The 24,282-nt window shown below is 63.3% G+C and carries 27 protein-coding genes and 1 pseudogene; 19 read left to right on the plus strand and 9 right to left on the minus strand.

Translation table 11 applies throughout. The annotated features are described in order from the left end of the window. Positions 1-47 precede the first annotated feature (47 nt). The 7 genes from AC52GN_RS00005 (at position 48) to AC52GN_RS00035 (ending at position 5,056) form a co-directional block, all read left to right on the plus strand. Complete coding sequence (locus AC52GN_RS00005) at positions 48-710, plus strand: hypothetical protein (RefSeq protein WP_496527771.1); 663 nt, start codon at positions 48-50, stop codon at positions 708-710. Positions 711-929: 219 nt separating this feature from the next. Further along, on the plus strand, positions 930-1,685 hold the full coding sequence (locus AC52GN_RS00010) for a hypothetical protein (RefSeq protein WP_496527772.1): 756 nt from the start codon (positions 930-932) through the stop codon (positions 1,683-1,685). 76 nt (positions 1,686-1,761) lie between these two features. After that, positions 1,762-2,013, plus strand: a complete 252-nt coding sequence (locus AC52GN_RS00015) for a hypothetical protein (RefSeq protein ID WP_496527773.1) — start codon at positions 1,762-1,764, stop codon at positions 2,011-2,013. Positions 2,014-2,347: 334 nt separating this feature from the next. Then, on the plus strand, positions 2,348-2,521 hold the full coding sequence (locus tag AC52GN_RS00020; RefSeq protein WP_496527774.1) for a hypothetical protein: 174 nt from the start codon (positions 2,348-2,350) through the stop codon (positions 2,519-2,521). A 62-nt stretch (positions 2,522-2,583) separates the two neighbouring features. After that, complete coding sequence (locus AC52GN_RS00025) at positions 2,584-2,784, plus strand: hypothetical protein (RefSeq protein WP_496527775.1); 201 nt, start codon at positions 2,584-2,586, stop codon at positions 2,782-2,784. Next, positions 2,781-2,987, plus strand: coding sequence for a hypothetical protein (locus AC52GN_RS00030; RefSeq protein WP_496527776.1), 207 nt, complete (start codon positions 2,781-2,783; stop codon positions 2,985-2,987). Before AC52GN_RS00025 ends, AC52GN_RS00030 begins: the two co-directional genes overlap by 4 nt. Next, positions 2,984-5,056: a recombinase family protein gene (locus tag AC52GN_RS00035; protein WP_496527777.1), complete on the plus strand. Its 2,073-nt coding sequence runs from the start codon at positions 2,984-2,986 to the stop codon at positions 5,054-5,056. The genes AC52GN_RS00030 and AC52GN_RS00035 overlap by 4 nt, the downstream gene beginning before the upstream one ends. Positions 5,057-5,058: 2 nt before the next feature. Here AC52GN_RS00035 and AC52GN_RS00040 read toward each other — a convergent pair whose 3' ends face one another. Together AC52GN_RS00040 and AC52GN_RS00045 are read right to left on the minus strand one after the other, a co-directional pair. Next, on the minus strand, positions 5,059-5,808 hold the full coding sequence (locus AC52GN_RS00040; RefSeq protein ID WP_496527778.1) for a hypothetical protein: 750 nt from the start codon (positions 5,806-5,808) through the stop codon (positions 5,059-5,061). Between the two features lie 74 nt (positions 5,809-5,882). Further along, positions 5,883-6,029 (minus strand): hypothetical protein, encoded by a 147-nt coding sequence (locus AC52GN_RS00045; RefSeq protein ID WP_165906582.1) that lies wholly within the window; start codon positions 6,027-6,029, stop codon positions 5,883-5,885. A gap of 44 nt (positions 6,030-6,073) precedes the next feature. Between AC52GN_RS00045 and AC52GN_RS00050 the strand changes: the two genes are divergently transcribed. The 8 genes and pseudogenes from AC52GN_RS00050 (at position 6,074) to AC52GN_RS00085 (ending at position 14,567) form a co-directional block, all read left to right on the plus strand. Further along, complete coding sequence (locus AC52GN_RS00050) at positions 6,074-6,283, plus strand: helix-turn-helix domain-containing protein (RefSeq protein WP_496527779.1); 210 nt, start codon at positions 6,074-6,076, stop codon at positions 6,281-6,283. A 396-nt stretch (positions 6,284-6,679) separates the two neighbouring features. Beyond that, positions 6,680-7,254, plus strand: a pseudogene (locus AC52GN_RS00055) (poly-gamma-glutamate hydrolase family protein). Between the two features lie 114 nt (positions 7,255-7,368). Continuing rightward, complete coding sequence (locus tag AC52GN_RS00060) at positions 7,369-8,160, plus strand: hypothetical protein (RefSeq protein ID WP_496527780.1); 792 nt, start codon at positions 7,369-7,371, stop codon at positions 8,158-8,160. Then, complete coding sequence (locus tag AC52GN_RS00065; protein WP_496527781.1) at positions 8,157-8,738, plus strand: hypothetical protein; 582 nt, start codon at positions 8,157-8,159, stop codon at positions 8,736-8,738. Before AC52GN_RS00060 ends, AC52GN_RS00065 begins: the two co-directional genes overlap by 4 nt. Before the next feature lies 1 nt (position 8,739). Continuing rightward, entirely contained in the window at positions 8,740-12,129 is a 3,390-nt protein-coding gene (locus AC52GN_RS00070) for a UvrD-helicase domain-containing protein (protein ID WP_496527782.1), read from the plus strand. A gap of 80 nt (positions 12,130-12,209) precedes the next feature. Beyond that, positions 12,210-12,962, plus strand: coding sequence for a multiubiquitin domain-containing protein (locus AC52GN_RS00075; protein ID WP_496527783.1), 753 nt, complete (start codon positions 12,210-12,212; stop codon positions 12,960-12,962). Then, positions 12,937-14,130 (plus strand): ThiF family adenylyltransferase, encoded by a 1,194-nt coding sequence (locus AC52GN_RS00080; protein WP_496527784.1) that lies wholly within the window; start codon positions 12,937-12,939, stop codon positions 14,128-14,130. Before AC52GN_RS00075 ends, AC52GN_RS00080 begins: the two co-directional genes overlap by 26 nt. Then, on the plus strand, positions 14,127-14,567 hold the full coding sequence (locus AC52GN_RS00085) for a ubiquitination-like system serine protease family protein (protein WP_496527785.1): 441 nt from the start codon (positions 14,127-14,129) through the stop codon (positions 14,565-14,567). Before AC52GN_RS00080 ends, AC52GN_RS00085 begins: the two co-directional genes overlap by 4 nt. A gap of 174 nt (positions 14,568-14,741) precedes the next feature. On the opposite strand, the gene AC52GN_RS00090 is transcribed toward AC52GN_RS00085, so the two are convergent. The 4 genes from AC52GN_RS00090 to AC52GN_RS00105 form a co-directional block, all read right to left on the minus strand. Then, on the minus strand, positions 14,742-15,863 hold the full coding sequence (locus AC52GN_RS00090) for a GIY-YIG nuclease family protein (protein WP_496527786.1): 1,122 nt from the start codon (positions 15,861-15,863) through the stop codon (positions 14,742-14,744). A 214-nt stretch (positions 15,864-16,077) separates the two neighbouring features. After that, entirely contained in the window at positions 16,078-16,752 is a 675-nt protein-coding gene (locus AC52GN_RS00095) for a hypothetical protein (protein ID WP_496527787.1), read from the minus strand. A gap of 194 nt (positions 16,753-16,946) precedes the next feature. Continuing rightward, positions 16,947-18,044 carry a glycosyltransferase family 2 protein gene (locus tag AC52GN_RS00100; protein WP_496527788.1) on the minus strand — a complete coding sequence of 366 codons (1,098 nt, stop codon included), beginning with the start codon at positions 18,042-18,044 and terminating at the stop codon, positions 16,947-16,949. A 302-nt stretch (positions 18,045-18,346) separates the two neighbouring features. Further along, positions 18,347-19,246, minus strand: a complete 900-nt coding sequence (locus tag AC52GN_RS00105; protein WP_496527789.1) for a LysR family transcriptional regulator — start codon at positions 19,244-19,246, stop codon at positions 18,347-18,349. A 132-nt stretch (positions 19,247-19,378) separates the two neighbouring features. Between AC52GN_RS00105 and AC52GN_RS00110 the strand changes: the two genes are divergently transcribed. From AC52GN_RS00110 to AC52GN_RS00120, 3 genes are all read left to right on the plus strand, one after another. Continuing rightward, positions 19,379-20,152, plus strand: a complete 774-nt coding sequence (locus AC52GN_RS00110; protein WP_496527790.1) for an SDR family oxidoreductase — start codon at positions 19,379-19,381, stop codon at positions 20,150-20,152. A gap of 178 nt (positions 20,153-20,330) precedes the next feature. Next, the gene (locus AC52GN_RS00115; RefSeq protein WP_496527791.1) at positions 20,331-21,152 is read left to right on the plus strand and encodes a TIGR02587 family membrane protein; all 822 of its coding nucleotides are present in this window, start codon (positions 20,331-20,333) and stop codon (positions 21,150-21,152) included. A 2-nt stretch (positions 21,153-21,154) separates the two neighbouring features. Beyond that, positions 21,155-21,541 (plus strand): hypothetical protein, encoded by a 387-nt coding sequence (locus AC52GN_RS00120; protein WP_496527792.1) that lies wholly within the window; start codon positions 21,155-21,157, stop codon positions 21,539-21,541. Between the two features lie 43 nt (positions 21,542-21,584). Here the strand turns inward: AC52GN_RS00120 and AC52GN_RS00125 are convergent, their stop codons facing one another. From AC52GN_RS00125 to AC52GN_RS00135, 3 genes are all read right to left on the minus strand, one after another. Next, on the minus strand, positions 21,585-22,289 hold the full coding sequence (locus tag AC52GN_RS00125) for a Crp/Fnr family transcriptional regulator (protein WP_496527793.1): 705 nt from the start codon (positions 22,287-22,289) through the stop codon (positions 21,585-21,587). Positions 22,290-22,346: 57 nt separating this feature from the next. Next, positions 22,347-23,051, minus strand: a complete 705-nt coding sequence (locus tag AC52GN_RS00130; protein WP_496528827.1) for a Crp/Fnr family transcriptional regulator — start codon at positions 23,049-23,051, stop codon at positions 22,347-22,349. Between the two features lie 141 nt (positions 23,052-23,192). Next, positions 23,193-23,552, minus strand: a complete 360-nt coding sequence (locus tag AC52GN_RS00135; protein ID WP_496527794.1) for a hypothetical protein — start codon at positions 23,550-23,552, stop codon at positions 23,193-23,195. Here AC52GN_RS00135 and AC52GN_RS00140 point away from each other — a divergent pair. Then, positions 23,541-24,269, plus strand: coding sequence for a Crp/Fnr family transcriptional regulator (locus tag AC52GN_RS00140; RefSeq protein ID WP_496527795.1), 729 nt, complete (start codon positions 23,541-23,543; stop codon positions 24,267-24,269). The genes AC52GN_RS00135 and AC52GN_RS00140 overlap by 12 nt on opposite strands. The last annotated feature ends 13 nt before the right edge of the window (positions 24,270-24,282 follow it).

Genomic DNA, 24,282 nt, shown 5'->3' on the forward strand with positions numbered 1-24,282 from the left:
AGCATTACCTCACACCCGGACGTGAGGCTCTGATCTTCAGAAACCCCATGGCCTCCAGCCGTGGGGTTTTTTGCGTTTCGGGCCTGGCCCAGCGCCAGCAGCGCCGCCAGGCTGCCGTGAACCTCCAGCTGGAACTTGCCCAGGCCGTCCATCGGGATGAAGTCCACCCTGTCGATCAACTGGCGCAGTTCCGTACGCACCTCTTCGCCGTCATCATCCTCGATGGCCTGGTGCAGGTTTTCCGCCAGCCGGCGGTAGGCGTCGGCGGCGCCGGGGTGAAGTTGGATCACCGACGGGGCGGCGTCGGCTGTCAGTCGGGCCTGGATCTCGCTCCTGCGGGTCTTCAGCGGCGCGCTCATCGTCTTCAGTTCGTCCGTCTCGATCGCGCCGTCCAGGCACATGGTTTGCGCGCGCTTCAGTTTGCGCTCGATCTCGGCCAGTTCGCGTTCCAGCGGCGCCCGCTCAATCTGAAGGGCCCGGCGCTCCGTCTCTGCGGCGGCGTGAAAGGCTCTGACGGCCTCCGCGATCGCTTTAGGCGACAGCAGATGGGTCTTGATGCCGGTGAGGACGCGCTCCTCCACCGTCTTGGCGGCGATGATCTTGCCGTTGGAGCAGGTCCCGCGATCGTAGCGGCCGCTGCAGTTGTACTTGCCGCCTTTCAGCGTCATGGCGGAGCCGCACAGGCTGCACTTCATCAGTCCGGACAGTAGGCGCTTCGGTTTCCGGGTGAGTGTCTTGGGTTGTTCGGCCTGGGCGTCGAGGCGGGCCTGGACGGCGTCCCAAAGTCCCTGATCGATGATGCGCAGGTGCGGGACGGGCTCGCGCAACCATTCCTCGGGCGGGTTCAGCACCGATGAGCGCTTTCCGGTGTCGGGGTGCTTGCGGTAGCGACGCCGATTGAACACCCGCACGCCGATATAGAGCTCCTGGTGCAGGATGCCGTCCTGGGCGCGGCGGTCGCCGTGAATGGTCGACGGCGTCCATTCGCCTCCGCGTGGGCCGGGTTCGCCGGCGGCGTTCAACTTGTGAGCGACGGCGCGGGCCGACATTTCGTTGCGGCCGAAGTCGTTGAAGATCTGGTGGAGGATGCCGACCTGGTGGGCGTTGGGCTGCAGTTCGCCCTTACCGACGATGTCATAGCCATAGCAGCGGCCGCCGCCCGAGAATCCGGCTTTCACCCGTGCGGTCAGGCCGCGACGCGTCTTCACCGCCAGGTCGTGCAGGAAGAGTTCGTTCATCGTGCCCTTCAGCCCGATGTGAATCCTGTCGATCGGGCCTTCGGCCAGGGTCTTCAGTGCGACTCCGGCGTAGGCGAAGCGTTTGAAGATGCCGGCGATGTCCTCCTGGTCGCGCGACAGCCGGTCGAGCGCCTCGGCCATGACATCGCCGACTTCGCCGCGCTCCACCGCAGCGAGGAGGGCGCGCAGTCCTGGCCGATTGGCGATCGCGCTGCCGGAAACGGCCTCATCTCTGAACACGAGAACGTCTGTGACGCCCTCGGCTCGGCTGGCCTCGCGCAGCAGTGCGATCTGGTCTGCGGTCGACCGGGTGTTCTGGAGGTCGGAGGAATGGCGGCCGTAGAGGGCGCGTTTCTTGGGGCGAAGGACCAAGGGATTTCCCGGTTGAAGTTTTCTGCAAAAAAGCGGTTGACGCCGCCTGTCGTGTCGTTATATACAAGCAGATAGGGCGAGTTACGCCTATTGCTTGACATTGTCGTCTGGCTATCGCATTCTGCGGGAACATTCAACCCGTGGAGTGCTTATGCGCGTCGCCCATGGGGGCCCGGCGGACGTCGATGCCCTTCATCAGAAAGAATATTCCGTCCGACTGATGGGCGGTGAGGCGCTGCGGATGCGTCTGGAGGCTGCGGATCTGTCCGCCGTCAGCGAACTGTTGCGACGCGAGCGGGCCCTGGTCGGCCACCTCATCATCGAAGAGGACGGCTATCCGGCGATCGTCGAAGCGCTCGTGCCCGGCCATCGCATTCAGCTGGTGCTCGCTGATGCCGGGTGAGGCCACAGTCATCCAGTTTTCGACCCGCCCGGACCGTCCGCGGCCGTTGATCCCTCCATGGGTCGAGGACGTGTCGACGACGTCCTGTGAAGCGGCCGTCTCGCTCCTCCTGCCGACGATCCGCGCCTTGGCGCGGCTGGCGCGTCAGCACGCGGTCTTCACCGTCGGCGACTGACCTGCGGCCGCTTCAACCCTAGGCGGCCTTCCTACCCAACAATCCGGCCCGTCGTCATTCGCGCCTCCGCGCGAAGCCGATGGCGTGCGCCCTGAAGTCCAATTCGTCTGTCGTCCCCTCGCGGAGGCTCAACGGCGGCGCCCACTAATGGAAATACAAATGAACGAAGATACCGCTTGCCCCGCTGAACAGCCTGCAGAACCTACCCAAGAGGCTGGCGTCCGCACGCAGATGATCTGCGATGGCGTGGTCTACGATATGATCCTGGAGGTCGATCCCAATGATCCGGATCGCTTCCACATGCGCCGCGTCCAGCCGGAGGCGCAGCAATGAGGGGCCGTTTCTCGAAGCGACGCGTCGGGCAGAGGCGACCTTCACGCACGAACGACGAAGTGTTGGTCGCGGTTGTCAAACGGTTCCAGGCGACGGCCACGTCGCTGTCGCAGATTAACGAACTGCGGTCTCAGCTTGAGGCGGCCGGCTTTGACGGCGTCGGCATCTGCTTCGAACGTATGGCGACTGGGAAGATCGACACCTTCGTCACCTACGTGACCGGTCCGGCCGACGGTGCGCGCAGTAGCGAGGGAAGTCGATGAAACGCCAGGTCTCCCATTCGTTCGAAGAGCTGTTGCGACAGCAGCGTCTCGAGCGCCACGAGGCGGAATCCCAAACCGGCGAACCCTCTGATGAGTTGATCCCCATCGTCTTGGCGCTGGCGCGATTGGACGCGCAAAGGTTCGCGTGTCGACGCGCCTCTGAGGGCCGTCATACCACTGGTGGCGTGGAGGTGGCGGCATGACGCTTCGCTCCCTGAAGAACAAGCGATGCGTCGGCTATGCGCGATATTCCACCATTCACCAGCGCCAGGAGTCGATCGAGGATCAGCTCAGGATTTGCGAAGAGTATGTGCGCGCACAGGGCGGAATCTGGGTGGCGTCTTACTCCGACCCTGAATGCAGCGGCCAATCCTTCATGGGGCGTCCGGGATTTGCGGCGCTCATGGCTGACGCCGAACGCGCCAAGTACGACTATGTCGTCACCGAAGATCTGGACCGGATAACGCGACAGGCGTCGGGACTTCATGCAGTTATCGAAGAACTCGAAGCCTTGGATATCGGTATCCATACCGTTCGTTCTGGCGAAGTGACGCAGATGGCGGCGACGTTCAGCGCCTTTCAGAACGCCGAATACGCCAGGAACATGAGTCTGAAGTCCCGCCGTGGAGTGGAAGGAACCGTCCTTAAGGGGCGTCAATCCGGGCGGCTTCCATATGGCTATCGCAAGGTTCCCGTCATCCGCCCTGATGGGTCGATGGAGAACGGCCATCGCGAAGTCGTGGAGGCGGAAGGGGGTGTGATCTATCGCATCTACCGTGACTATGCTGCGTACTTGAGCGTTAGGGACATCTGCCGCGCCTTGACGAAGGAGGGCGTTCCGGGGCCCGGCGGGCGGCCTTGGCGTCCTGGTGTCCTGTACGGCAACAAACACAAGGGTACAGGCATCCTGCGTAACCGGCTCTACAAGGGGGAGACGGTCTGGGGACGTACGGAAATCAAGCGGAACCGGCGCGCCGGCACAAAGAAGGCCCAGGTGCGGTCGCGGCACGATTGGACTGTCGTCGCTGCTCCGGATTTGCGGATCATCCCCGACGATCTTTTCGATGCGGTGCAAGAACGTCTAGCCGCGAATGAGACGCCTGACTTCCAAAGCAAACGCAAGGCTGAATACCTCCTGTCAGGGTTGTGCCGGTGCGGCGTCTGCGGCGCGAAATATCAAGTGCTTCAGGTGAAGATGGGCTGTGTCGGCCGGGCCGAGCGCCATGATTGCAGCAACCGCCGACGCGTCGATCGCGAAGAGATCGAAGGCGTGGTGGTCAGCGCGCTGGCGTCTCATTTCCTTGAGCCACGCTTTATCCAGCCCTTCGTCGCAGAATACCGCCGTGAGTTGGAACTGGCCCAAGGGGAATGGGGCGCCAAGCGAAATGAGCTGCAGACCCGACTGGACGGTCTCGAGAAAGCTAAGCAGGTCCTGACGGGGGATCTGCGAAAGGGCGACCTTCAGGACGTCGTTCGCAACGTGGTCCTGGAGGAACTCGCCAAGGTGGAAAGTGAACGCGCTATGGTCGTGCGCGCGCTGAAGGCTGAACCCGCGGGCGCCGATCTTCCTCTTGATGATGAGGCGATCATCGCCCGCATGCGGGCGGTCGTCGCCGATCTCCAGGCGAATCTGGCCTCTGATGAACGGGACGCGGCTCGAGCGCGCGAACTCATTCGGTCGCTTATCGAGAGCGTGACGATCTCACCCATTGAGGAGGAAAACGCTGATGGGCGCGGCATTGGACCGGTCCGCATCACCGTTGTGGGCAACCTCACCCGTGCCCTGGGTTTGGCCGACCTCAGTCGCGTGGTTCAGCATGCTTCTCGTCCGGAAAGCATGCAGGGCCATGCGACCGTGCTGGTTGAGTTGGAGATCGACCTTTTCCCGTCCGACATGCGCCTGGAGCAGGGCGGCTACGCTGTTCTGGAGATGATGACGCGTATGTTGGACGACGCCTCCCATCCCGTTTCGAGGAAGGAGTTCATCGACGGCTTGGCGGAATTGTGGGGTGAGGACCCTGATTATTCGGAGCGATCGCCGCAGGCCGAGCGTGTTCGTTACGCCATGAACTATATGCAGAAGCGGGGGCTGTTGGCGCGCTACGGCGCTGGGTATCTTTGGGCCACAGCTTCGCCCCCGTCGCCTGAAGTCATTCGGCGGCGACGGGAGACGACTGTGCATCTGCCGTTCAACACCACCGAGGTGGATTTGGTCTCGACGATCTCCATCAGAGTCTATCGCGGGGACGGTGGCGTGCAGGAGGCAGCGTAGGGCTACTCGATCACCGGCATGCCCTTGAAGATCGCCGGCGACGGCGGCGGGCCATCGGTCCAGTGCCAGGTCTCGCGGGTGCGCATGAGCTCCTGGGTGACCTGGGCGGGGACGGCCGGAATGTCGACCGGCGTCGGCGCATAGGTGCCGGACGGCGCCAGGTTCAGGCGGAACCGGTGAGGGAAGCCGCCGAAGCGCACTTCGATCACCATATCGCGGACCATGCCGTCGGGGATGACGATCTGCTCCGCCAGGATGGCGCCGCCATGGGCCGTGCCCGGATCGATGGTCGTCGTCTCCAGCATGGTCCGCCCCAGAGTGGAGATGGTCTGATGCAGACGCCGTTGGATGTGGTCGTGCGATGCCTGCAACTCCCCTGAGGCGCGGCGGTAGGCGATATCGTGGCGGCGCGGATGGTCCTCCATCTCCTGGAGGGTCAGGAAGTACTCCACCGCTGCGTCGGCCCAGGCCAGGTTCATCTCGCGCTGGGCGGTCGTGCGCGCCGTGTGGCGCAGGTAGTCGAAGTCCTGGACGCTGTAGGGCCGCCCATCCAGATAGAGGCGCACATCCTCCGAGCCGATGTTGATCGGATAGCCCGAGGTGTTGAAGGCGGCGATCGAGAAGTAGAACTTCTGGGTGTCGTTGTAGCGGACCGGCAGCAGCATGATCGCGCCGGACGGCCCGTTCGACACCATCAGGGCGTTGCCGCGCGAGAAGCGCACGCCCACGCCGTGATCGGCGGTCGGGATCATCCGCACTTCTGCTGGCGGCGTGGTGGCGCAGCCGGCCAGCAGAGCGCCAGCGCTTGCCAAGATAAGCAACCTTCTCATCGGCGTTTCGCTCCTACAGCGCCCAGGATGCCGATGAGCAGACCGATGATCGCGCCTATCGGTCCGGCGACGAAAAAGCCAACCGCGCCGAACATCACACCTGCCAGACACCCCATAATCGCCCCTCTGGAATAATAGGACATAGATGTCCTAGAGAGGTTACCGCTCCGCTAACACCATCGCACCGATGGAATGGGAGAAGATCGTCGGCGCGAATATCAGGCGCCTCCGCAAGGAGCGCGGCTTGAGCCAGGAGACTCTGGCGGGTGAAGCGGGGCTGGCGATGCGTCACCTGGGTCGCATTGAGCGGGGCGAAGGCAATCCGACAGTCGCCATTCTAGGCAAGCTGGCCGAAGTGCTTGGTGTTCATCCGACGGATTTTTACGCAACCAAGTAAGCTCAGGGAGAGGCCGCTTCTGACTCTTTGCTGACCTTCACAACGTCTGCTCTTGGGCGCTCGCGTAGTGGTCGCCGGGGTCGGGTCTTGCTTCGTTGCAGACCTGCAGGCATCCGCGCCTGAATTCCACGCTGAAGTCAGAGACAGATTTGCTTCTGGCTTAGGATCGCCGCGCCGAGGACCCACCGCGCCGAGATTGTTGCGCGGGGAACGGCGGTTCAACCACTCTCAGGTCAACGGCCGCTGCTAGTAACCCTAGGTCGCCGACTCCCGAGTTTAAAGGAAGCTTGTTCACCCCAAGCGAGCGTGCGTTCATCTTTGGCTACTGCTCGCAGCCCAGCGAAAACAGGATAGCATTCTCGTAAGGCCTAGGAATGATGCTTGGAAAGTTCAGCCTTGTATGATCGCTATCCGAACTTCGCGGCTCTGGCGGAGGAGAAAATTGCCGGAATCGACTACCGTATTCGGCTCATAGACAGGGCAAGCGACGTCGTCGTGCTTGCGCCGCATGGCGGTAGGATCGAGCCGGGCTCTTCGGAGGTGGCTGCCGCAATCGCCGGGGACATATATTCTTTCTACGCCTTCGAAGGCCTCCGAAACGGTCGGGACCTCCACATTACATCCTGCCACTTTGACGAGCCCCGAGGTGTGGCGTTGGTGAAGGGAGCTATGACGGTAATCGCAATCCATGGTCGAGCGGACGCAGACGACCCGGAGGATGTCTGGCTGGGGGGCGTGATGGTGAAACATCCAAGGCAGTGTTGCGCGCGCTTGGGCAGGGCGGATTTTCGGCCCGGATTGTCACCGGAAAGCTCGCAGGTACCAGCGCGGATAACATCTGCAATCGCGGCCTGAGAGGGGCAGGTGTGCAGTTGGAGCTGCCACGCACGCTCCGTGGCCGCTTTCGCCAAGATAAGAGCATTTTGAGCGATTTTGCGTTGGCTGTGCAAAGCGCATTGCCGAGGCCGTAACTCAGGCAGCACACGCTCCACTAGTATTGTCGGTTGTGTTTTATTGCAAAGCTCGGGATAACCGCGTTGTTAGATGACAAGAACGGCCGGAAGGGCTGCGGCGGGACAACGCTTTTGATCGAACCACTGCGTAAGGCGACGCTGGACGGGCAACCCTATGCTCGACCCGCTCTGATACAGAGCCGACTGGGCGACCTTCTCGATCTGCCGCGCGAGAAGATCCTCGAACTTATCCGGATCCGCGATCGAAACGCACCCGGCTACGTCCCCAGCGAGTGTCTAGTCTATCTCCTGCGGGCTGCGCGGAGAGATAACCGGGAACAGTGGTTCAACGCTCTGTACGGCGAGCTTCTCGAACGCGTCCTCCGACGACTGCCCAAAGCCGATAGTTCGGATGGCGTCACCCGGTCGCTGAAGAACGAAGCGATACGGGATGACGTTCTCGGCAGGATGAGTGAACTCATCACAGCCGACCGATCCGGCTATTCCTTGACGCTCGATTTTTTCGAAATCCGCTTCGACAGCGCGCTCGCTAATCTGAAGAAGGATGCTCAGGATAGGGCTTGGCGTGACGAAAACCGCAATGAAACCCTAGAGTTCGGCAGCCGTACGGGCGAACTTCCCCACGATGTCGAGCGCGCGGCGGGATCGTTCGATCCGCTGGATCCCGACCGTTTGGATGACACGGATTACCGGTTCCGACTCTACGAAGCGATTAATGCTTTGCCAAAGGAACAAAGCAGGATCATTCACATGTTGCTCGAGGGCTTCCCGATCGACTCCAAAGAACCCAGTGTCGTCACGATCTCCAATACGCTTGGACGGGTGGAGAAAACGGTCAGAACGTATAGAGACAAGGCCTACGCGACGCTGCGAGACGTGTTGGGCGACGGAGGGGACAAATGACCGGCGGACAAACGCGGCCTTCGCGCGAAGACGTGACATTCGCCTTCGCGGTGGAGCCGCTCCACGATAAGGCGACCCTTGAGCGCTATCTGAGGGACTATCCCGAATACGCGGGGGATCTAATTGACCTCGGTCGCGAGCTTAGTCGTGTCGCGGTTGAGTGGACCGAACCGCTCTCCGCTGAAGAACGCGCAGTAATTGAAACCGCTGTCGCCGCGCAGAGCCGCGATCTGCAGACGACTCGCGATCTTTTCGCCCCCGTTTCAGTTGCGACGCTGAAGGCGATCGCCACCCATCTGGCCGTCCCCAGGCAGGTGATCACAGCGTTTCGTGAGCGCCGAGTTCGACTAGACACCGTGCCAGGCCATTTCCTGAGCGTGCTGGCTCGCGAGTTGGGCGGCACGCTGCAGGATTTTCGCATCTATTACCTCAACCCGGGCCCTTCGAGCGGGGCCATGGCGGCATACAAGTCCAAGGTCAAACCTGCGGTGCCTGACCCGGTGAGCTTCGAGCAACTCCTTATCGAGGCCGCCGTGCCGAAGGCTGATCGAGAGCGCCTGCTAGCTGACGATCGCTGACATGGACGCGGTCGAAATCGCTCGTCAGCGAGCTGCGGAACTTCACAGCCAGGCCGTACTCGCGGGTGAGGACCCTTGGCGTCCGTATCGGTTCGCTGTCGCCGAAGCGAAGCGGAGAGGCTTTGATGTCGAAGCCGCTGGCCCGGCCATGCTGGACGGGGGCCAGGCCAAAATCAACTTCCAAGAGGAACTGATCCTGCACGAGCAGGGTGGGACCGACTTCGAGAAGGCCTTTCTAGTCGCCCATGAGATCGGACACCTTGAACTTGGCGATGGCTTTGACCCTATCAACGACGCTCAGTCGCCGACGTCCAGCGAGCCTTGGGATCCCGCCCGCCCCGCCGAGCCCTCTCCCAACGGTTTTGATCGGGTCGTCGATTACGGCCAACGACAGAGACGGGAGGTTCAGATGGACCTCTTCGCGCGCGAGTTTCTTCTTCCGCGCCACGCCGTTCGTGCACTCCACCTCGACGACGGCCTGACGGCGTCAGAGATTGCAAGGAAATTGGGCGCGCCTTTTGCCGTAGTCGCGCAGCAGCTTCTGGATGCCCTGCTGTTGCCTGCGGTCGTCACGGCAGCAGCCGAGGGCAAACCCGACAAGAAGCTCAACGCCCTTCAGCGCGACGCCGCAGATCATCGCGGATGCGCCTACTTGTTGGAAGCGGGCCCTGGCACAGGCAAGACTCAAACGCTCGTCGCGAGAGTGGAGGGCTTGCTGGATGAAGGCGCCGATCCGCGGCGCATTCTCGTGCTGACGTTTTCCAACAAGGCCGCGGCTGAAATGGCCGATCGGATCGCGGACAAACGAAAGGCTGACGCCGCCGCGATGTGGATCGGCACTTTCCACGCATTCGGTCTTGATGTGATCCGTCGGTTCCATGCGGAATTGGGGCTTCCGAAGGATCCCAAAATGATGGATCGGACCGAAGCTGTGGAACTGATCGAAAACGAGTTTCCGCGGCTGGGTCTGCTCCACTACCGAAACATCTTCGATCCGACGCAGCTGATTGCGAACTTGCTGAGCGCGATTTCCCGCGCAAAGGATGAAGTAATCGACCCGGCCGAGTACGCTGAGCTGGCGGCCAAGATGGAAGGTGAGGCTGGCGTAAGGGCTCTCGAAGTTGGGCGCGTCTATGCCGTCTACGAACGGTTGAAGCGCGCTAGGGACCGGATCGATTTCGGCGATCTGATTTCGCTGCCCGTCCGCCTTCTGGAAACCAACCCCGCGATCAGGGAGCATTTCCAGAGCCGGTACGACCATGTCCTGGTCGACGAGTATCAGGACGTGAACCGCAGCAGCATCCGACTACTGACGGCGCTCAAACCCAGTGGGATCAACTTCTGGGCCGTCGGCGACGCCAAGCAGTCAATCTACCGGTTTCGGGGCGCGTCGTCGTTCAACATGTCACGTTTCGGCAAGGAGGATTTTGTCGGCGGCAAATGCGGCCGCCTGAAACGGAACTATCGATCAACTGACAATATCGTCCAGGCGTTCTCCGCCTTTGCTATCGATATGACCACGGGCGATGCAGACGCGGGTCTTGAGGCCGACCGTCCCGCCGGCGAGCCGGTGGAGCTTCGCAAGATACTGAGTGCCGAACAGCAATCGGCGGCGGTCGCCGAGGCGATCGAAGAGATGCGGGCAACCGGGTGGACGTATCGGGATCAGGCCGTGGTCTGCACCGGGAACGAGAAACTGGCTCGCCTCGGCAGCGATCTCGAGAGACTCGGTATTCCCGTGCTGTTTCTGGGCAGCCTCTTCGAGCGTCCAGAAGTGAAGGATCTGCTGTCACTGCTATCGGTCCTGGTGGATCGCAGGGCCATGGGCATGTACCGCATCGGCTGTTGGCCGGATTTCCGGATGGCGCTCGGAGACGTAGCCGCCCTGACCAACTATCTCCGCGGTGCGGAGGTTCAGCCTGCAAGCTGGATGGGGGCTACGGAGCGCATCCCGGGGCTGTCTGTAGATGGTCAGGCCTCAATCCGCGCACTGGCGACGGCGTTGAATGGTTTCTCCGAGAGCTCGGACCCGTGGACCATGCTCTCAGTGCTGCTGCTGGACCGGACGCGCATCGCAGCCCGCGTCAGCGCCTCGGCCGACCCAATCGATCGCACAAGAGGGATTGCGATTTGGCAGTTCCTGAACTTCGTCAGAGCGCAGCCGGCAGGCAAGGGACTGCCGATCACCCGCCTTCTGGATCGCGTGCGGAGGTTGCTCCGGCTCGGCGACGACCGTGACCTTCGCCAACTGCCGGCGGCCGCGCAGGGGCTCGACGCGGTCCGGCTCATGACCATCCACGGCTCCAAAGGCTTGGAGTTCCCCGTCGTGCATGTCCCGGGCATCAACGCCGATACAATTCCTCGTCGGGTGCCGGACCCGCCCTGTCCGGCTCCTGACGGAATGATCGCGGGCGTGGTGGGGAAATCGACGGACGCCTTTCATCGGGGACAGGCGGATGAGCAGGAGTGTCTGTTCTTCGTCGCGTTGTCCCGCGCGCGCGATCGCCTGTTCTTCTATGCGCCAACCCAGAAATCCAATGGCCATGCTCGACAACTCTCCCCCTTCCTGAACCGGTTGGGCAACGACCTGATTTCGAAGGAGGTCGCGCCTGTCTTGCCGATTCCGTCGACGGAAGGGGCCGAGAGCCTGACGATCAGGTTCGAGACGGCGCTAAGGTTCAGCGCCTCCCAAATCGCCTTGTACGAGCGGTGTCCACGGCGCTTCCTGTACACCCACATTCTCCAAGTGGGCGGACGCAGGACGATGACGGCCTACATGCAGCTGCATGAGGTGGTGCGCAGCGTGGTGCAGCGCCTCGCGGCGGCGGCCGAGCCCGTGCCATCGGACGAGATGACGGCAATGATCGAAGCGGCGATCACGCAGCATGATCTTCATGAGCACGGCTATCGCGACGACTTCCTGCAACTGGCCGGGACACTGGTCGGCTATTTCGCGGCCAGCCGTTCGGGACTCGAGCCAGAGCCTGCAACGCCGATCTGTGTGCAGGTGGTCGGAGGCGAGGTCTTCGCTCTGCCGGATGACGTGCTGGTCGGACCGGACGGACAGAGGATCGTTCGCAGTATCAGGACCGGCCATCGACGGTCGAAGGCCGGGAAAGACGTGGGCTCAGCTGCCTTCCTGCTGGCCGCCCGGTCAACGTTCCCTGACGCACAAGTCCAGCTCGTGCACCTGGCCGACGGCAGCGCGGAGCCCGTGCCCCTGACCGACAAGGAAGTCGCCAACCGCAAAACCAAGCTGGAAGGCTTTCTTGAGCACGTCCGCCAAGGTCGCTTTCCCATGGAACGGTCCGAGTTCACCTGCCCGAACTGCCCCGCCTTTTTCATCTGCGGTCCGGTGCCGGACGGGGAAATGGAGAAAAAGTTCGCCTGACCTTACCGGTCGAGGCAAGTCGCATCGATTGACTCCTTAGAGCCGGGCTTTCGCCCGGGCCAACCTAAGGAAATCACACAATGAATGACGATCCCATCGAAATCGAGGACATCGGCGAGGCGATCCGCGAGGCCCGCCCGTTCCGCCTCGCCAAGGCCTACCGCTTCTTGATCGCGGAAGACAGCCTCGACTTCAAATCGGCCGACGTGGCTGACCCGGTGCCCCTCGGGCGCCAACTCCTTGAAGCGGGCGGGCTGGACCCGCGCGGCGACTACAGCCTTTCCGGCATCCTGCCGTCGGGCGACTTCGAGGACGTGCGTCTCGACGAACCCTTCGACCTGCGCGGCGTGGGTGCCGAGCGGTTCATCGCATCGCGCACCGACCGTGAGTTCAAGCTGACGCTGGACGACGATCAGATCCGCTGGGGCAAGGCCGTTCTTAGCGGCGCCGTTCTCTACGGGCTGGCGAAGCCCGCCGAGGGCATCGGCGTCTTCCTGCGCGTGCCCGGCGGGCAGGACCGCCTCATCGAGCCTGCCGAACTGATCGATCTCGCCCAACCGGGCGTGGAGCACTTCATCACCGCGCCGAAGCCCAAGCCGACGTTCGAGATCCTGGTCAACTCCCGCGTCAAGGTCGTGCCGGACGAGCGCGTGACCTTCGAGCAGGTGGTTCAGCTGGCCTTCCCCGGTCCGCACGCGCCGAACGTCGAGTTCTCGATGACCTACCGCCACGCCGCCTCCAAACCGCACGCCGGCGAACTGGCCGCCGGCGGCTTCGTCATCGTCAAGCAGAAGGGCACGGTCTTTAATGTCACGCGAACTGTTCAATCGTAGTCCCGACCTCAAGCGGCTTCGCGACGAGGGCTACTTCGTCCAGGTCAAGGGCGGCGTCCTCATCATGAGGGATGTGCCCTACGTCGACGCCAACAAGCAGATCCGTTTAGGGACCCTGATCTCCAGCCTTACGCTGGCTGGAGATCAGACCCGCCGGCCGGACACCCACGTGATCCACTTCGACGGCGACTATCCCTGTCGCGCGGACGGTAGTCGGATTTCGGGGCTGTCGCATCAGACCGACATCCAGCTCGACTTCGGCAACGGCGTGACGGCGCGGCACTCCTTCTCCAGCAAACCCGACCAAGGGTACGCTGACTACTACGAGAAGATGACCAGCTATGCCGGCATCATCTCCGGGCCGGCCGCTGTGTTGGACCCCGAGATGACCGCGCGGGTCCTACGCGCGCGGGACGATGACGAGGACGAGGGGGGCGACGACGGGCCTTTCCTGTATGTGGAATCCGCGTCTGACCGGGTCGGACTCGGCGCCCTGTCGGGCGTCTTCAAGACCGAGGTCGTCGCGATTATCGGCTTGGGCGGCACCGGCTCCTACATCCTGGATCAGGTTGCCAAGACCCCCGTGCCGGAAATCCGCATCGTCGACGCGGATGAGTTCCTCCAGCACAACGCCTTTAGGGCTCCGGGTGCCCCCACCCTCGAACAGCTCCGTGAAGTGCCGATGAAGGTCGACTACCTGAAGACCATCTACGACCGTATGCACCGTGGCATTGTCGCTCACCCGGTTGCGATGACCGCCGATACGCTGCATCTGCTGGACGGAATCACCTTCGCATTCCTGAGTATGGATGCGGGGGAAGAGAAACGGCTGGTCGTCGAAAAGCTGGAGGCGATCGGCGCGTCATTCGTCGATGTCGGCATGGGTCTCGAACTCGACGACGGTTCGCTGGGCGGCATCCTGCGTGTGACGGCCAGCACACCGAAGAAGCGTGATCATGTGCATACCGGCCGCATCTCGTTCGCGGGCGGTGGTGGAAACGACATTTACGTTTCCAACATCCAGGTCGCGGATCTGAATGCCCTGAACGCCATCCTCGCGGTGGTGAAGTGGAAGAAGATCTGCGGTTTCTATCGGGACCTCGAGGAGGAGCACCACTCCACCTACACGACCGACGGCAACCAGCTCACCAACGGTGACCTGCCATGATCCGCTACCACCGCCTGGAGCCCCGGTTCGTGCAGCATCTGCCTGACCAGCTAATGCCGGGCATCCTGTATGTGTCGATGGAGTACGGAACGGTCGGGCACAGCTGCTGCTGTGGGTGCGGGGAGGAGGTGGTAACACCTCTTACCCCGACCGACTGGCGGATCACCTATGACGGGGAGACCATATCGCTTAGCCCATCGGTTGGTAGTTGGTCGCTCCCCTGTCGGTCCCACTACGTCATCGACAGATCCCGTGTGATCGAGGCAGCACCTTGGACGAATGATCAGATCGCTGCGGAACGTCGACGCGATCACCTCGCCAAGCAACGTCACTACGGGATGCAAGGGGGCCACGTGCCGCCGACAGCGGAACCCGAAGTGATGCAGCCCGAAACGTCCGGCCTGCTGACAAGGGTGTGGCGCTGGTTGACGGGTTGACCTCGACATTTGTTCAGGAACTCGAAGCATGGGCGGCGGTGCCGCCCATGCTTTGGCGTCATAGCTTAGGCCTATCTCCAAGACACACCGGCGGCAAATCGGGCAGTATGTCGACGTCCACATCCCGGATCGTCACGATCTTCCACGGCTCAAATCGGTGCTCGCGACACGACTTCAGTAGGTCACCCGTTTGTAGGTTCGCCCGTCGATGACGCGCTGAACTCGCTCCGCGTCCCCAGCCCCGATCCGTGCCGAGATCTCAGCGGCCGAGTGCGATTTCGACAGGGCGCGAATGGCCTCCACCTGCTCGATAGACAAGCGATCAGAGCGACTGCAAATCTGGGCGGCGGCCCACGTCCGATCCTGCCATCGCTCCTTAAGCCAGGGGCGCGGCAGATCGTCTCCGGCCCGTGCGTTGATCCATTTGTCGAGCGCCGGCTCACGCTCGTCGGGTTCGGGCGGCGCGCCGGACGGAATCACGCCGTGCTCGCGCAGATACCGCAGGCCGTCCTTGCCGCCCGGGATCATGTTCAGACGTCGCTGATCGTCCCAATGGCCTTCCACCAGAGCCTCTTCGGCCCGGTATAAGGCCTCAAGGTCATCGGTCACGCCCATGATCTTGTGATTGACGTAGGTGATGCGTTCGGCCGCCAGCTCCTCGCGGAAGGTCCGATGGAATTTGAGCTTGCCCCCGTTGCGGATGGCCTTTTGATGCTCAGCCCAACGCGCCTGCCAGCTGCGCGTCGTCAACCCCACATAGAACCAGCCGTCATCCGGATAGGAGCCGCCCTCGCCGAAAATGTGTTGGTAGAGGACATAGGACCTGCGCGGCCACAGCGTCGGCGCGAGCAACAGATGGGCGGGCGCGGTGAACAGCTGGCTGGGGCGTTTGACCCCCGGGATATGCAGCGGAGCCTGACCGCGCCTCGCCAGATCGAGCAGGACCGGATCATCGACGACGTCTAAGCGGATTTGCGGGGCGATGGGCAGCTCGCCGTCCGCCAGAGCTCTGCCGGACGACATCTCGGTCGGACCGACGCTCCTGTGGCCCGGACGGACCTTCTGCAGCGGGGCGACGAACATCGGGCGGTCGCCGAGTTTGATGGCGTGAAAGACCGGGATGGCCTGGCCCGGACTGACCCGGATCAGCCCGTTGGTGTGTCTGGCGACCCCGAGCCAGTGGGCACCGTAGTCCGAGCGGAGCCAGGCGCGCAGCAGGGTGTCCAGTTCCTTGCGGTGCCTGTGCATTGCCTTCGGGGCGAGGTGGAGCCACCAGGCTTCATTGATCGCGACCATGAGGGTCCGGGGTCGTTCCGCCGCTGAAGCGGCCCAAGGTCGGAGTCTAACCCGGACGGAGGCGGAGGCCATCGATATGATCGTTAAGCGACACCGATTTCGCGAAATGGAGGTCTGGTTTTCGGCACGAGGTCAATGACCGCTGCTGGCGCGTGCGAGGCTTCTGGAGAATTTAGAAGCCTGAACCCTAGCCGATCTCCGAACAGCTCCCTGTTCATATTTCGTCTTCAGCGGCCAGGCCAACATGGCGGAGCAGCAACCGCCCAAGAGGAGTCAGCCGCCGCGACTGCTGCTTCATCATGCCGGTCTTCTGATCGAACTCCGGCAAATCGCCTTTCTTCAGCGTCTTGAACGTGGGGGCCAGAAGACCAAGCCTAACCAACTCCAATCGCGCTAGTTCGAAGAGGGCTTCCTTATCTAACTCGCTTCGTTCGGACCCCAAATGGACCCGGGGCGGGTCGAATATAGCCGCATGACGTACGTGGAATGAGTTGTCCCGTTCGTTTCGATGCAGCTTGCCAGCTAGGATGATGATCTGGTCGTCGTCGATTTCGCGCAGAAGCTTCAGCATTCGCTTAGCTTCAATCCGCGTTTGCTCATCGCCGGTAATGCCGCGTGCAACGACCTTGGAAATGTAATCCTGTCGCTCTGGCGAGAGGGCCCGGACGGACTGCAACGCCCCCTCCTCGAAGAGGTCGATACGCTCCGGGTCATGAAGTTGTTCTCTGAGTTGGCTTTCGTCCATTTCATCAAATCGCGCGCTCAGGTGCCGAACGTACGCTTCGAGGCGCTCCACTCGCTGTTGCGGGATGAACTGACCGGCAACTTCAGCAAGAAGGCCGCCAACGCCAGGAATCATCCCGAGCGCGCCTTTGACGGTCACCGTCATCACACGGGGCCCGACATCCTCTCCCAAGGGAGGTGGCGTCGACGTTCTGGCCATGAGGCGATCTCCCGAATCCATCTCGAATATGAGAATTGTAGAACCCGCGTAGCCTAGTTTGAATGTCGCGTTTTTGGCGGCCCATCAATATCTGCAACCGGCGCTGAGGCGACGCACAGGTGGATATCGGCCGGGTCAGGTCAGAACGCCCGGACGATGCCGAAATTTACTTGGGTGTAATCATAGGTATAGCCGCTGGCGACGGGGGTGTTGCTGTAGATCAGGCCGCGCGACCAGCGTTTGCGCTGCAGGGCGAACTGCTTGAATTTCGTGGGGACGTTGGTGAAAGCCAGGGCGTCCTCGGCATAGCCGATGCGGTGGCCTTTTTCGAGAAGGGCCCAGGAGACGACGATGTCCTCCCCGACGCATTCGGGCCAGCCGCCGACCTCTTCCAGCGCGGCGCGCGTATAGAGAGAGAAGGCGCCCTGGGCGACCAGGGTGCCGTGATACATGGACTGCATCCGCTTCACGGCGGCGATGCCGTGGAAGTAGTCCCACTCCTGGGCGCGGGTCAGGAAGTTCTGGCGCGAATTGCGCACCATGACCGCGCCGGCGACAGCACGGGTGTTGGGCGGGTCGGTCAGCAGGCGCTCGACGATCTGGGCCAGGCCGTCATGACGCACCCAGGAATCGCCGTCGATGGTGATGATCAGGTCGTGCCTGGCTTCCTTCAGACCCCGGTTCAGAACTGCGGCCTTGCCCGCGTTCACGCGGTAGTCGAGGACGCGAACCGAGGCGTTGGCGGGGAAGTCTAGGTCGCGGACGGCCTGCTGCGCCAGGGCGACGGTGGCGTCGGTCGAGCCGTCGTTGAGGACCAGAATCTCGTAGTCGCCGGGATAGGTCTGGGCCGCCAGGCTGGTCAGGGTGTCGCGGATGGCGGCGGCCTCGTTGTAGGCGGCGACCAGAATGCTGATGGATGGATAGGAGGCCGGCCGGACTCGCGGCAGGCGTCGATCGAACAGCAGGGTTCCCAACAGGAAGGCGTTCATGAAGCCGGGCACATAGGCGATGAAGCCGATGGCGATCAGGGCGAAGGCCCAGGTGGTGATCGCCGCCAGATCATTGAGCCAGCGTTGCGACAGCCAGACGCTGAGCGCGGTCCAGGCGATCGCCAGCAACAGGGCCAGCGCGAACTTCGTCGGAACCGACAGATAGAGGCGGCGGTAGGGGCGACCGATGTTGGCGGCCTCGACTGTCTCTACGACGGGGGCTTCTCGAATGATCGGCTGGGTCGACATAGATGCCTCGGAAGGGGAGCTGCGCAGCCGCGTAGCCGAAATTGTGATTTCTTAAGGTTATCTTGTGTAATTGCGAGACGACTAGACGGTTACATGATCTGGCGCACGCAAACTGTGTGCCGTAATTGTAAACTCATGTATGTGGACGGTAATCGCGCACCCGGTTGTTTTGCAGCCGAGCGGGCGGACGGGCGACGAGCTGCCTTTCAGACCCAGGTTGGGCGTCGGCAAGACGATCGCGTCGGTATTCCGCCTGCCGCAAAAATGCAGGTTCGTCCTCAGGACGATCACGCGCTGTGGTCTTAGAGCAACTCTCTCCGGACCAGCTTCTCGAGCCAGTCCGCGAAGACCTGCAGTCTAGGCGAAAGGTGCGGCCGATGCGGATAGAGCAAGGTCGCCGGCATGGCCTGGGCGCGATGGTCGGCCATGACTTCGACGAGCTCGCCCGCCTCAATATGGCCCCGGACATCATAGGCGGGGACCTGGATCAGCCCCAGGCCGGCCAGGCAGCAGGCGATGTAGGTTTCGGCGTTGTTGACTGTAACCTCGCCCTGCATCGGCAGGTGGCGAACCATGCCGTCTTCAACCCACTCCCAGTCTTCGATCCGCCCGCTCGTAGGGGACGCATAGTTCACGGCACGATGCCTGGTGAGGTCGGATGGCGACCGGGGCGCGCCATGACGTTCAAGGTAGACGGGACTGGCCACGTTGATCAGCGGCAGTTCGCCGATCTGCCGGGCGATCAGGGACGAGTTGTTCAGAGAGCCGATGCGAAGCACGCAGTCGATGCTGTCCTCGACCAGGTTCACCGCACGATCGGTCGCGCCAAGGTCGATCCCGATGCCGGGGTAGCGCGCGAGAAAGTCGGGCAGAGCCGGCGCGATGATCAGGCGTCCGATCCGGCCTGGCACATCGATGCGAAGCCTGCCCGACGGCTGGGCTGCATCCTGTCGGAAGAGGTTCTCCGTATCCTCGACGTCGACGATCACGGATCGGCAGCGTTCGTAGAAGACGAGGCCGTCCTGCGTCGGCGCCACCTTACGCGTGGTGCGATGAAGCAGGCGAGCGCCGACACGGGCTTCAAGCTCCTGAACGGCGGCCGAGACGGAAGAACGGGGGACGCCCAGCATATGGGCCGCGCGGGTGAAGCTCGAGCACTCCACCACACGCGCAAAGATGCGGAACAGATCGATGCGGTCCATGTCCGGCGCTTTCCCATTGGATACTGTTTCTGACAATTGATGCCAGAATGTTCGGCTTTATCGGCCTGTGTAACGCGATAGCCTCGGCCCCTGGAAGCCGCCCGAACGGGCGCTCAGCAACGGAACCGAGCCATGACCGATCACAGCATCAAGGGCAAAACCGTCATCATCGCCGGCGGCGCCAAGAATCTCGGCGGATTGATCGCCCGCGACCTTGCAGAGCAAGGCGCCAAGGCGATGGCGATCCATTACAACAGCGAAGCGGCCAGAGCGGAGGCGGACGCGACCGTCGCCGCCGTCAAGGCCGTCGGCGCAGAAGCCGTCGCCCTGCAGGCGGACCTCACCACCGCTGATGCGATGGAGCGGCTTTTCGCGGATGCCGTCGCAGCCTTTGGCCGGCCGGACATCGCCGTCAATACGGTGGGCAAGGTGCTGAAGAAGCCGATCGTCGAGATTTCGGAGACCGAGTACGACGAGATGAGCGCCGTCAACGCCAAGTCGGCCTTCTTCTTCCTGAAGGAGGCGGGCAAGCACCTCAACGACAACGGCAAGATCTGTACGTTGGTCACCTCCCTGCTCGGCGCCTATACGCCCTTCTATGCGGCCTATGCGGGGACCAAGGCCCCGGTCGAGCATTTCACCCGCGCGGCGTCCAAGGAGTTTGGCGAGCGCGGCATCTCGGTGACCGCCATCGGGCCCGGGCCGATGGACACGCCCTTCTTCTATCCGGCCGAGGGGGAAGACGCCGTCGCGTATCACAAGACGGCCGCAGCCCTGTCAGGGTTTTCGAAGACCGGCCTGACCGACATCGAGGACATCGTCCCCTATATCCGCTTCCTGGTCAGCGACGGGTGGTGGATGACCGGCCAGACCATTCTCGTCAACGGCGGCTATACGACCAAGTGAGACGCCAGCAGCGTCGGTTCAACTAGCCGCGAGGACGCGGATCTCCACCTCCTGGCGGCGATGATTTTGCCGTTGGAGCAGGGTTCCGCGATCATAGCGGACGGCGCCTCCGTAACCGGTTGAACTGACGAGCCGCAGCCATGCGGGAGCCGAAACCGGGCGGCGGCGTTGCTTGGTCATGAGTACCATCCAGGACGCCGCGCGGGCGGACGACAGCGCCTATATCCTCGATCTGGGCCGAGCCTTCGGCGGCGCGCTGCTGTTCAGCCTGCCCCTGTTGATGACGATGGAGATGTGGGCGCTTGGCTTCGCTGCGGAACCGGAGCGGCGTCTCGTCTTTCTGCTGGCGGCGCTGCCGGTGCTGTTCGGGTTGGCGCATTATGCTGGGTTCTCGGCTCGCCGAGGTCTGATCAACAATGCGCTGGACACCCTGGTCGCCCTGGCCGTGGGCTTCGTCACCGCCGCTGCGCTTCTGCTGGTCTTCAACGTGCTGGATCTGAGTTCGCCGGCGTCCGCCGTGGGGCAGATATCCCTGCAGGCGGTGCCCGCCGCGCTGGGCGCCCTGGCGGCGCGACGCCAGCTGTCGGGCGATCCGGACGAGGGCGACGAGGATGAGGCCTCCTATCCGGGCGAGCTGTTCCTGATGCTGGCCGGCGCCCTCTACTTCGCCATGAACCTGGCCCCGACCGAGGAGATGCGGCTGATCGCCTATATGACCACGCCGCTGGGCGCGTTGGGCGTCCTGGTCCTGTCGATGATTCTGCTGCACCTGATCGTCTTCGAGGCGGGTTTCGCGGGGCAGGAAGAGGCGGAAACGCCGGTCCGGGCCTTCTTCGACTTCACCCTGCCGGGCTACGCCCTGTGCCTGCTGGCCAGCCTCGCCATGCTGTGGGTGTTCGGCGGAGCGGACGGCCATGGGCTCCAGGCGCTCATGGCCAATGTCGTGATCCTGGCCTTTCCGGCGGCGATCGGCGCCGCGGCCGCGCGGCTTCTGGTGTAGCCGTGACGGACAAGGAGAAGCAGAAAGCAGGGAAGAAGGGCGTGTCGCGGCTGCAGTGCGCCTGCGCTCTGATTGGCCTCGTCATCACGCTCGGCGCGGCGGGCGTGCTGGCGCGAGCGGCTTTTTCGGTTCCGTCGCCGGCGGCGCTGACGATCAGAAGCGAGGCGGTTCGACCTTCATCCGGCGGATGGGTGGTCGACGTCGTGGTCGCCAACCAGGGCGACCTGGCCGCCGCCGCCGTGGATGTCGAGGGCCAGTTCGGCGGCGAACGCTCCGGCGCCTCGCTCGACTATGTCCCTGGGCGGGGAGAGAAGAAGGCCAGCCTGGTCTTCTCGCAGGCGGATAAGCCAGAGCCGGCCCTACGCGTTCTGGGCTGGTCGGAGCCTTGACGCGCCGAACGCCGCTGCTCGCCGATGCCGGCTGCGATCCTCGTTAATCTGTCGCGCCGCAACGGCATGAACCAGCGGTCAGCCTGGCCACATCCAGAATGGAGGCCTTGCCGCGACTGAACCGCACGCCGCCCGCCGCCTGAAGGCTGCGCGCCGCCACGTTGATGCTGGTGCGTTGGACGCCGAGCATGGCCGCGAGTCGGGCCTGATTCAGGCGAAGCGGCGCGCCGTTCCCGCCGTGATGCAGGCGAAGCAGCCACTTCGCCAGGCGCTGCGACACCCGGTGAGAGGCGTTGCAGGCGGCTTCCTGTTCCAGAAAGGTCAGGCGCTGGACTGCCTGCAGGGCGACGAAACGCGCCAGCCAATCATAGCCCAGCGCTTCGCGTGCGGCGGCGGCGGGAACCTGGAACAGCCGCACGTCCAGCAGAGGGCGGACCTGGGCGCCGCTGCCGCTGAAGCCGAGGGCGTGATCCCACCCGTAGACGGCGCCGGACACGACCGGCGCGGCGCAGACCTCGCTGTCGGGCGGGAAGGCGCCGAGCACGCCGGAGATGACGAACCAGAGGTGGTCTCTGTCTAGGGGCAGGCGCGCGTCGCCCGGAAGATCGACTTCCGTCCCTTCCGCGATCAGGCGCCGCTGCGCGTCCGGCGGCAAGGCGCCATAGACCGGATGATCTCCGATATGGGCGCGCGGACGCCCGTGAAGCGAGACGGACGGAGGCAGCGTGGCGGCGGAATCTGCAGGCATGAGCCCTCCTGGGGGAAGGAGCCGTGCCATGAATGCAGGGGGCGCCACTTACATGGGTTAGTCGCCGAAGTTCCGCGCGTCCGCGAGAGCGTCGGCTATGCTGAGTCCGGCGGCCAGCGCCAGGCCCGGCAGGTCGGGCAGGATGGCGCGGCCCGTCCGGTAGTCGACGAGGCCCGCGCGCCGAAGCTGCTGCAGGGTGCGGTTCATATGCACGGCGCTGAGGCCCAGGATGTCGGCGAGCATGTCCTGGGTGAGGGGAAGATGCAGGACGCCGGGTTCGACGGCGCCCAGACGGCTTTGCCGCTCATACAATTCCAGCAGGAGGTGCGCGGTGCGCTCATAGGCGCTGAGCCGGCCGAGCCGGATCACATGTCGCGCCAGCCGCAGACGCTCCGCAGAACGGAACTGGCGCCAGGCCTCCAGAAGGCGCGGGCTGATGTCCGCGCCTTCTGAAATGGCTTCCCACAGCAGGGTCGCGTCGAGGGTCGAGCCGTCGGTCAATGCCCAGACCGCCATGTCGGCGTCCACCGAGTCGGTCGCAAGGATGACGTCGCCGGGCAGACTCAACCCCACGATCTGACGACGACCGTCCTCCAGCATGGCGCCCCGCGCCACCCAGCCGCGCACTACGACCCGGGCGTCCTTGCGCTCGGGATGGAGAGGGACGGGGCTGCCCGGAGGGTGGGCCAACGCCGGACCCCGGAACCAGCCGCGAATGCGATCGACGTCAGAAGACGACAGCACGGCGAAGCTGGAAAGCATCCGTTCCAACGACGCCGCCGCTATGTCTACATCATCTTGATAAGACTGATTCTTCATCCCCCTGACCAACAGCACGGCCAGGGGTGTTTCGTTCTTTACATAGGTTAGTCCCAGCGCCGCCGCAGGGCTGATAGATCGGCCTCAGGCGCGATGGTAGGAATCCGCGCACAAGGTTCGCAGCTGGCGCCACGTGGCCTTGCCTTCGAGCTGGAACAGCTCGGCTTGGGTATAGCGGTCGGATATCAACGCCTTGCGGACCTCGCTTGGGATACGGAAGCGACCGCTGCGCGCCAGCTCAAAGGCCCGCTCAATGACTGGTGTCCTGTTCACAATGCAAACTCCCCTGTTACGCGAAACCAACGCAGCTAGGCCGTAGCCGGTTCTTTGTGTCGCCTTTGCGGCGTTGCGGAACCGGGCGAAGGCGAGCTTGGCGGCAACATTCGCCGTCGGGCGACGTTGAGCATCCGCAAGCGTCAGCGGAGCCGCCCCATGCACGACCATAGCCGCCTGTTGGAGAACAAGCTGGAGCGTCGCGACGCCCTCGCGGATGAGGAACGACAGGCCTTGCGAAGCGTGCTGGTCAATATCGTGGCCAAGCCGGCGGGCAGCGATATCGTTTCACAGGATGCCCTGGTCGATCACTCCAGCCTGGTCATCGGCGGGTTCTGCGCGCGCTACCGCGACCTGAGCGACGGGCGGCGTCAATACACCCAGATCAACCTTCCCGGAGATTTCATCGACCTGCACGGCTTCGTCCTGAAGCGGGTCGATCACGGGGTGCGCGCCCTGACCGATTGTCTCATCGCAGAGGCTCCGCACGACCGTCTGCGACGCCTGACGGAGCAGCACCCGCACCTCACGCGTCTGCTGTGGCTGGAGACGGTGGTGGACGCCGCCATGCATCGCGAATGGCTCCTGGCGCTGGGGCGTCAGGAGGCGCTGGAGCGGACAGCCTTGCTGGTCTGTGAAGTCTACACCCGCCTGGAAGCCGTCGGACTCGCTCGCGACGGAGCCTTTCGTTTTCCAATCATCCAGGCGGAGATCGCCGACCTTCTGGGCATGTCGGCGGTGCATGTGAACCGCACGCTGAAAGTCATGCGCGAGGCGGGGTGGCTGGAATGGAACGGCGCCGACGTCCGCATCCTCGCATGGGAACGACTGGCCGATGCGGCCGAGTTCAATCCGTCCTACCTCCGACTGGAGAAGCTGCCGGTCTGAGGCGGTTCGTCCC

The organism is Brevundimonas sp. SS2672, from assembly GCF_059579685.1.

Excerpts from the sequence above, each read along its gene's own strand:
- AC52GN_RS00005 (WP_496527771.1), top strand. The coding sequence starts at position 48 with ATGGCCTCCAGCCGTGGGGTTTTTTGCGTTTCGGGCCTGGCCCAGCGC.
- AC52GN_RS00015 (WP_496527773.1), top strand. The coding sequence starts at position 1,762 with ATGCGCGTCGCCCATGGGGGCCCGGCGGACGTCGATGCCCTTCATCAG.
- AC52GN_RS00020 (WP_496527774.1), top strand. The coding sequence starts at position 2,348 with ATGAACGAAGATACCGCTTGCCCCGCTGAACAGCCTGCAGAACCTACC.
- AC52GN_RS00030 (WP_496527776.1), top strand. The coding sequence starts at position 2,781 with ATGAAACGCCAGGTCTCCCATTCGTTCGAAGAGCTGTTGCGACAGCAG.
- AC52GN_RS00035 (WP_496527777.1), top strand. The coding sequence starts at position 2,984 with ATGACGCTTCGCTCCCTGAAGAACAAGCGATGCGTCGGCTATGCGCGA.
- AC52GN_RS00040 (WP_496527778.1), bottom strand. The coding sequence starts at position 5,808 with ATGATCCCGACCGCCGATCACGGCGTGGGCGTGCGCTTCTCGCGCGGC.
- AC52GN_RS00045 (WP_165906582.1), bottom strand. The coding sequence starts at position 6,029 with ATGTCCTATTATTCCAGAGGGGCGATTATGGGGTGTCTGGCAGGTGTG.
- AC52GN_RS00050 (WP_496527779.1), top strand. The coding sequence starts at position 6,074 with ATGGAATGGGAGAAGATCGTCGGCGCGAATATCAGGCGCCTCCGCAAG.
- AC52GN_RS00065 (WP_496527781.1), top strand. The coding sequence starts at position 8,157 with ATGACCGGCGGACAAACGCGGCCTTCGCGCGAAGACGTGACATTCGCC.
- AC52GN_RS00070 (WP_496527782.1), top strand. The coding sequence starts at position 8,740 with ATGGACGCGGTCGAAATCGCTCGTCAGCGAGCTGCGGAACTTCACAGC.
- AC52GN_RS00075 (WP_496527783.1), top strand. The coding sequence starts at position 12,210 with ATGAATGACGATCCCATCGAAATCGAGGACATCGGCGAGGCGATCCGC.
- AC52GN_RS00080 (WP_496527784.1), top strand. The coding sequence starts at position 12,937 with ATGTCACGCGAACTGTTCAATCGTAGTCCCGACCTCAAGCGGCTTCGC.
- AC52GN_RS00085 (WP_496527785.1), top strand. The coding sequence starts at position 14,127 with ATGATCCGCTACCACCGCCTGGAGCCCCGGTTCGTGCAGCATCTGCCT.
- AC52GN_RS00090 (WP_496527786.1), bottom strand. The coding sequence starts at position 15,863 with ATGGTCGCGATCAATGAAGCCTGGTGGCTCCACCTCGCCCCGAAGGCA.
- AC52GN_RS00095 (WP_496527787.1), bottom strand. The coding sequence starts at position 16,752 with ATGACGGTGACCGTCAAAGGCGCGCTCGGGATGATTCCTGGCGTTGGC.
- AC52GN_RS00100 (WP_496527788.1), bottom strand. The coding sequence starts at position 18,044 with ATGTCGACCCAGCCGATCATTCGAGAAGCCCCCGTCGTAGAGACAGTC.
- AC52GN_RS00105 (WP_496527789.1), bottom strand. The coding sequence starts at position 19,246 with ATGGACCGCATCGATCTGTTCCGCATCTTTGCGCGTGTGGTGGAGTGC.
- AC52GN_RS00110 (WP_496527790.1), top strand. The coding sequence starts at position 19,379 with ATGACCGATCACAGCATCAAGGGCAAAACCGTCATCATCGCCGGCGGC.
- AC52GN_RS00115 (WP_496527791.1), top strand. The coding sequence starts at position 20,331 with ATGAGTACCATCCAGGACGCCGCGCGGGCGGACGACAGCGCCTATATC.
- AC52GN_RS00125 (WP_496527793.1), bottom strand. The coding sequence starts at position 22,289 with ATGCCTGCAGATTCCGCCGCCACGCTGCCTCCGTCCGTCTCGCTTCAC.
- AC52GN_RS00130 (WP_496528827.1), bottom strand. The coding sequence starts at position 23,051 with ATGCTTTCCAGCTTCGCCGTGCTGTCGTCTTCTGACGTCGATCGCATT.
- AC52GN_RS00140 (WP_496527795.1), top strand. The coding sequence starts at position 23,541 with ATGCACGACCATAGCCGCCTGTTGGAGAACAAGCTGGAGCGTCGCGAC.
- AC52GN_RS00135 (WP_496527794.1), bottom strand. The coding sequence starts at position 23,552 with ATGGTCGTGCATGGGGCGGCTCCGCTGACGCTTGCGGATGCTCAACGT.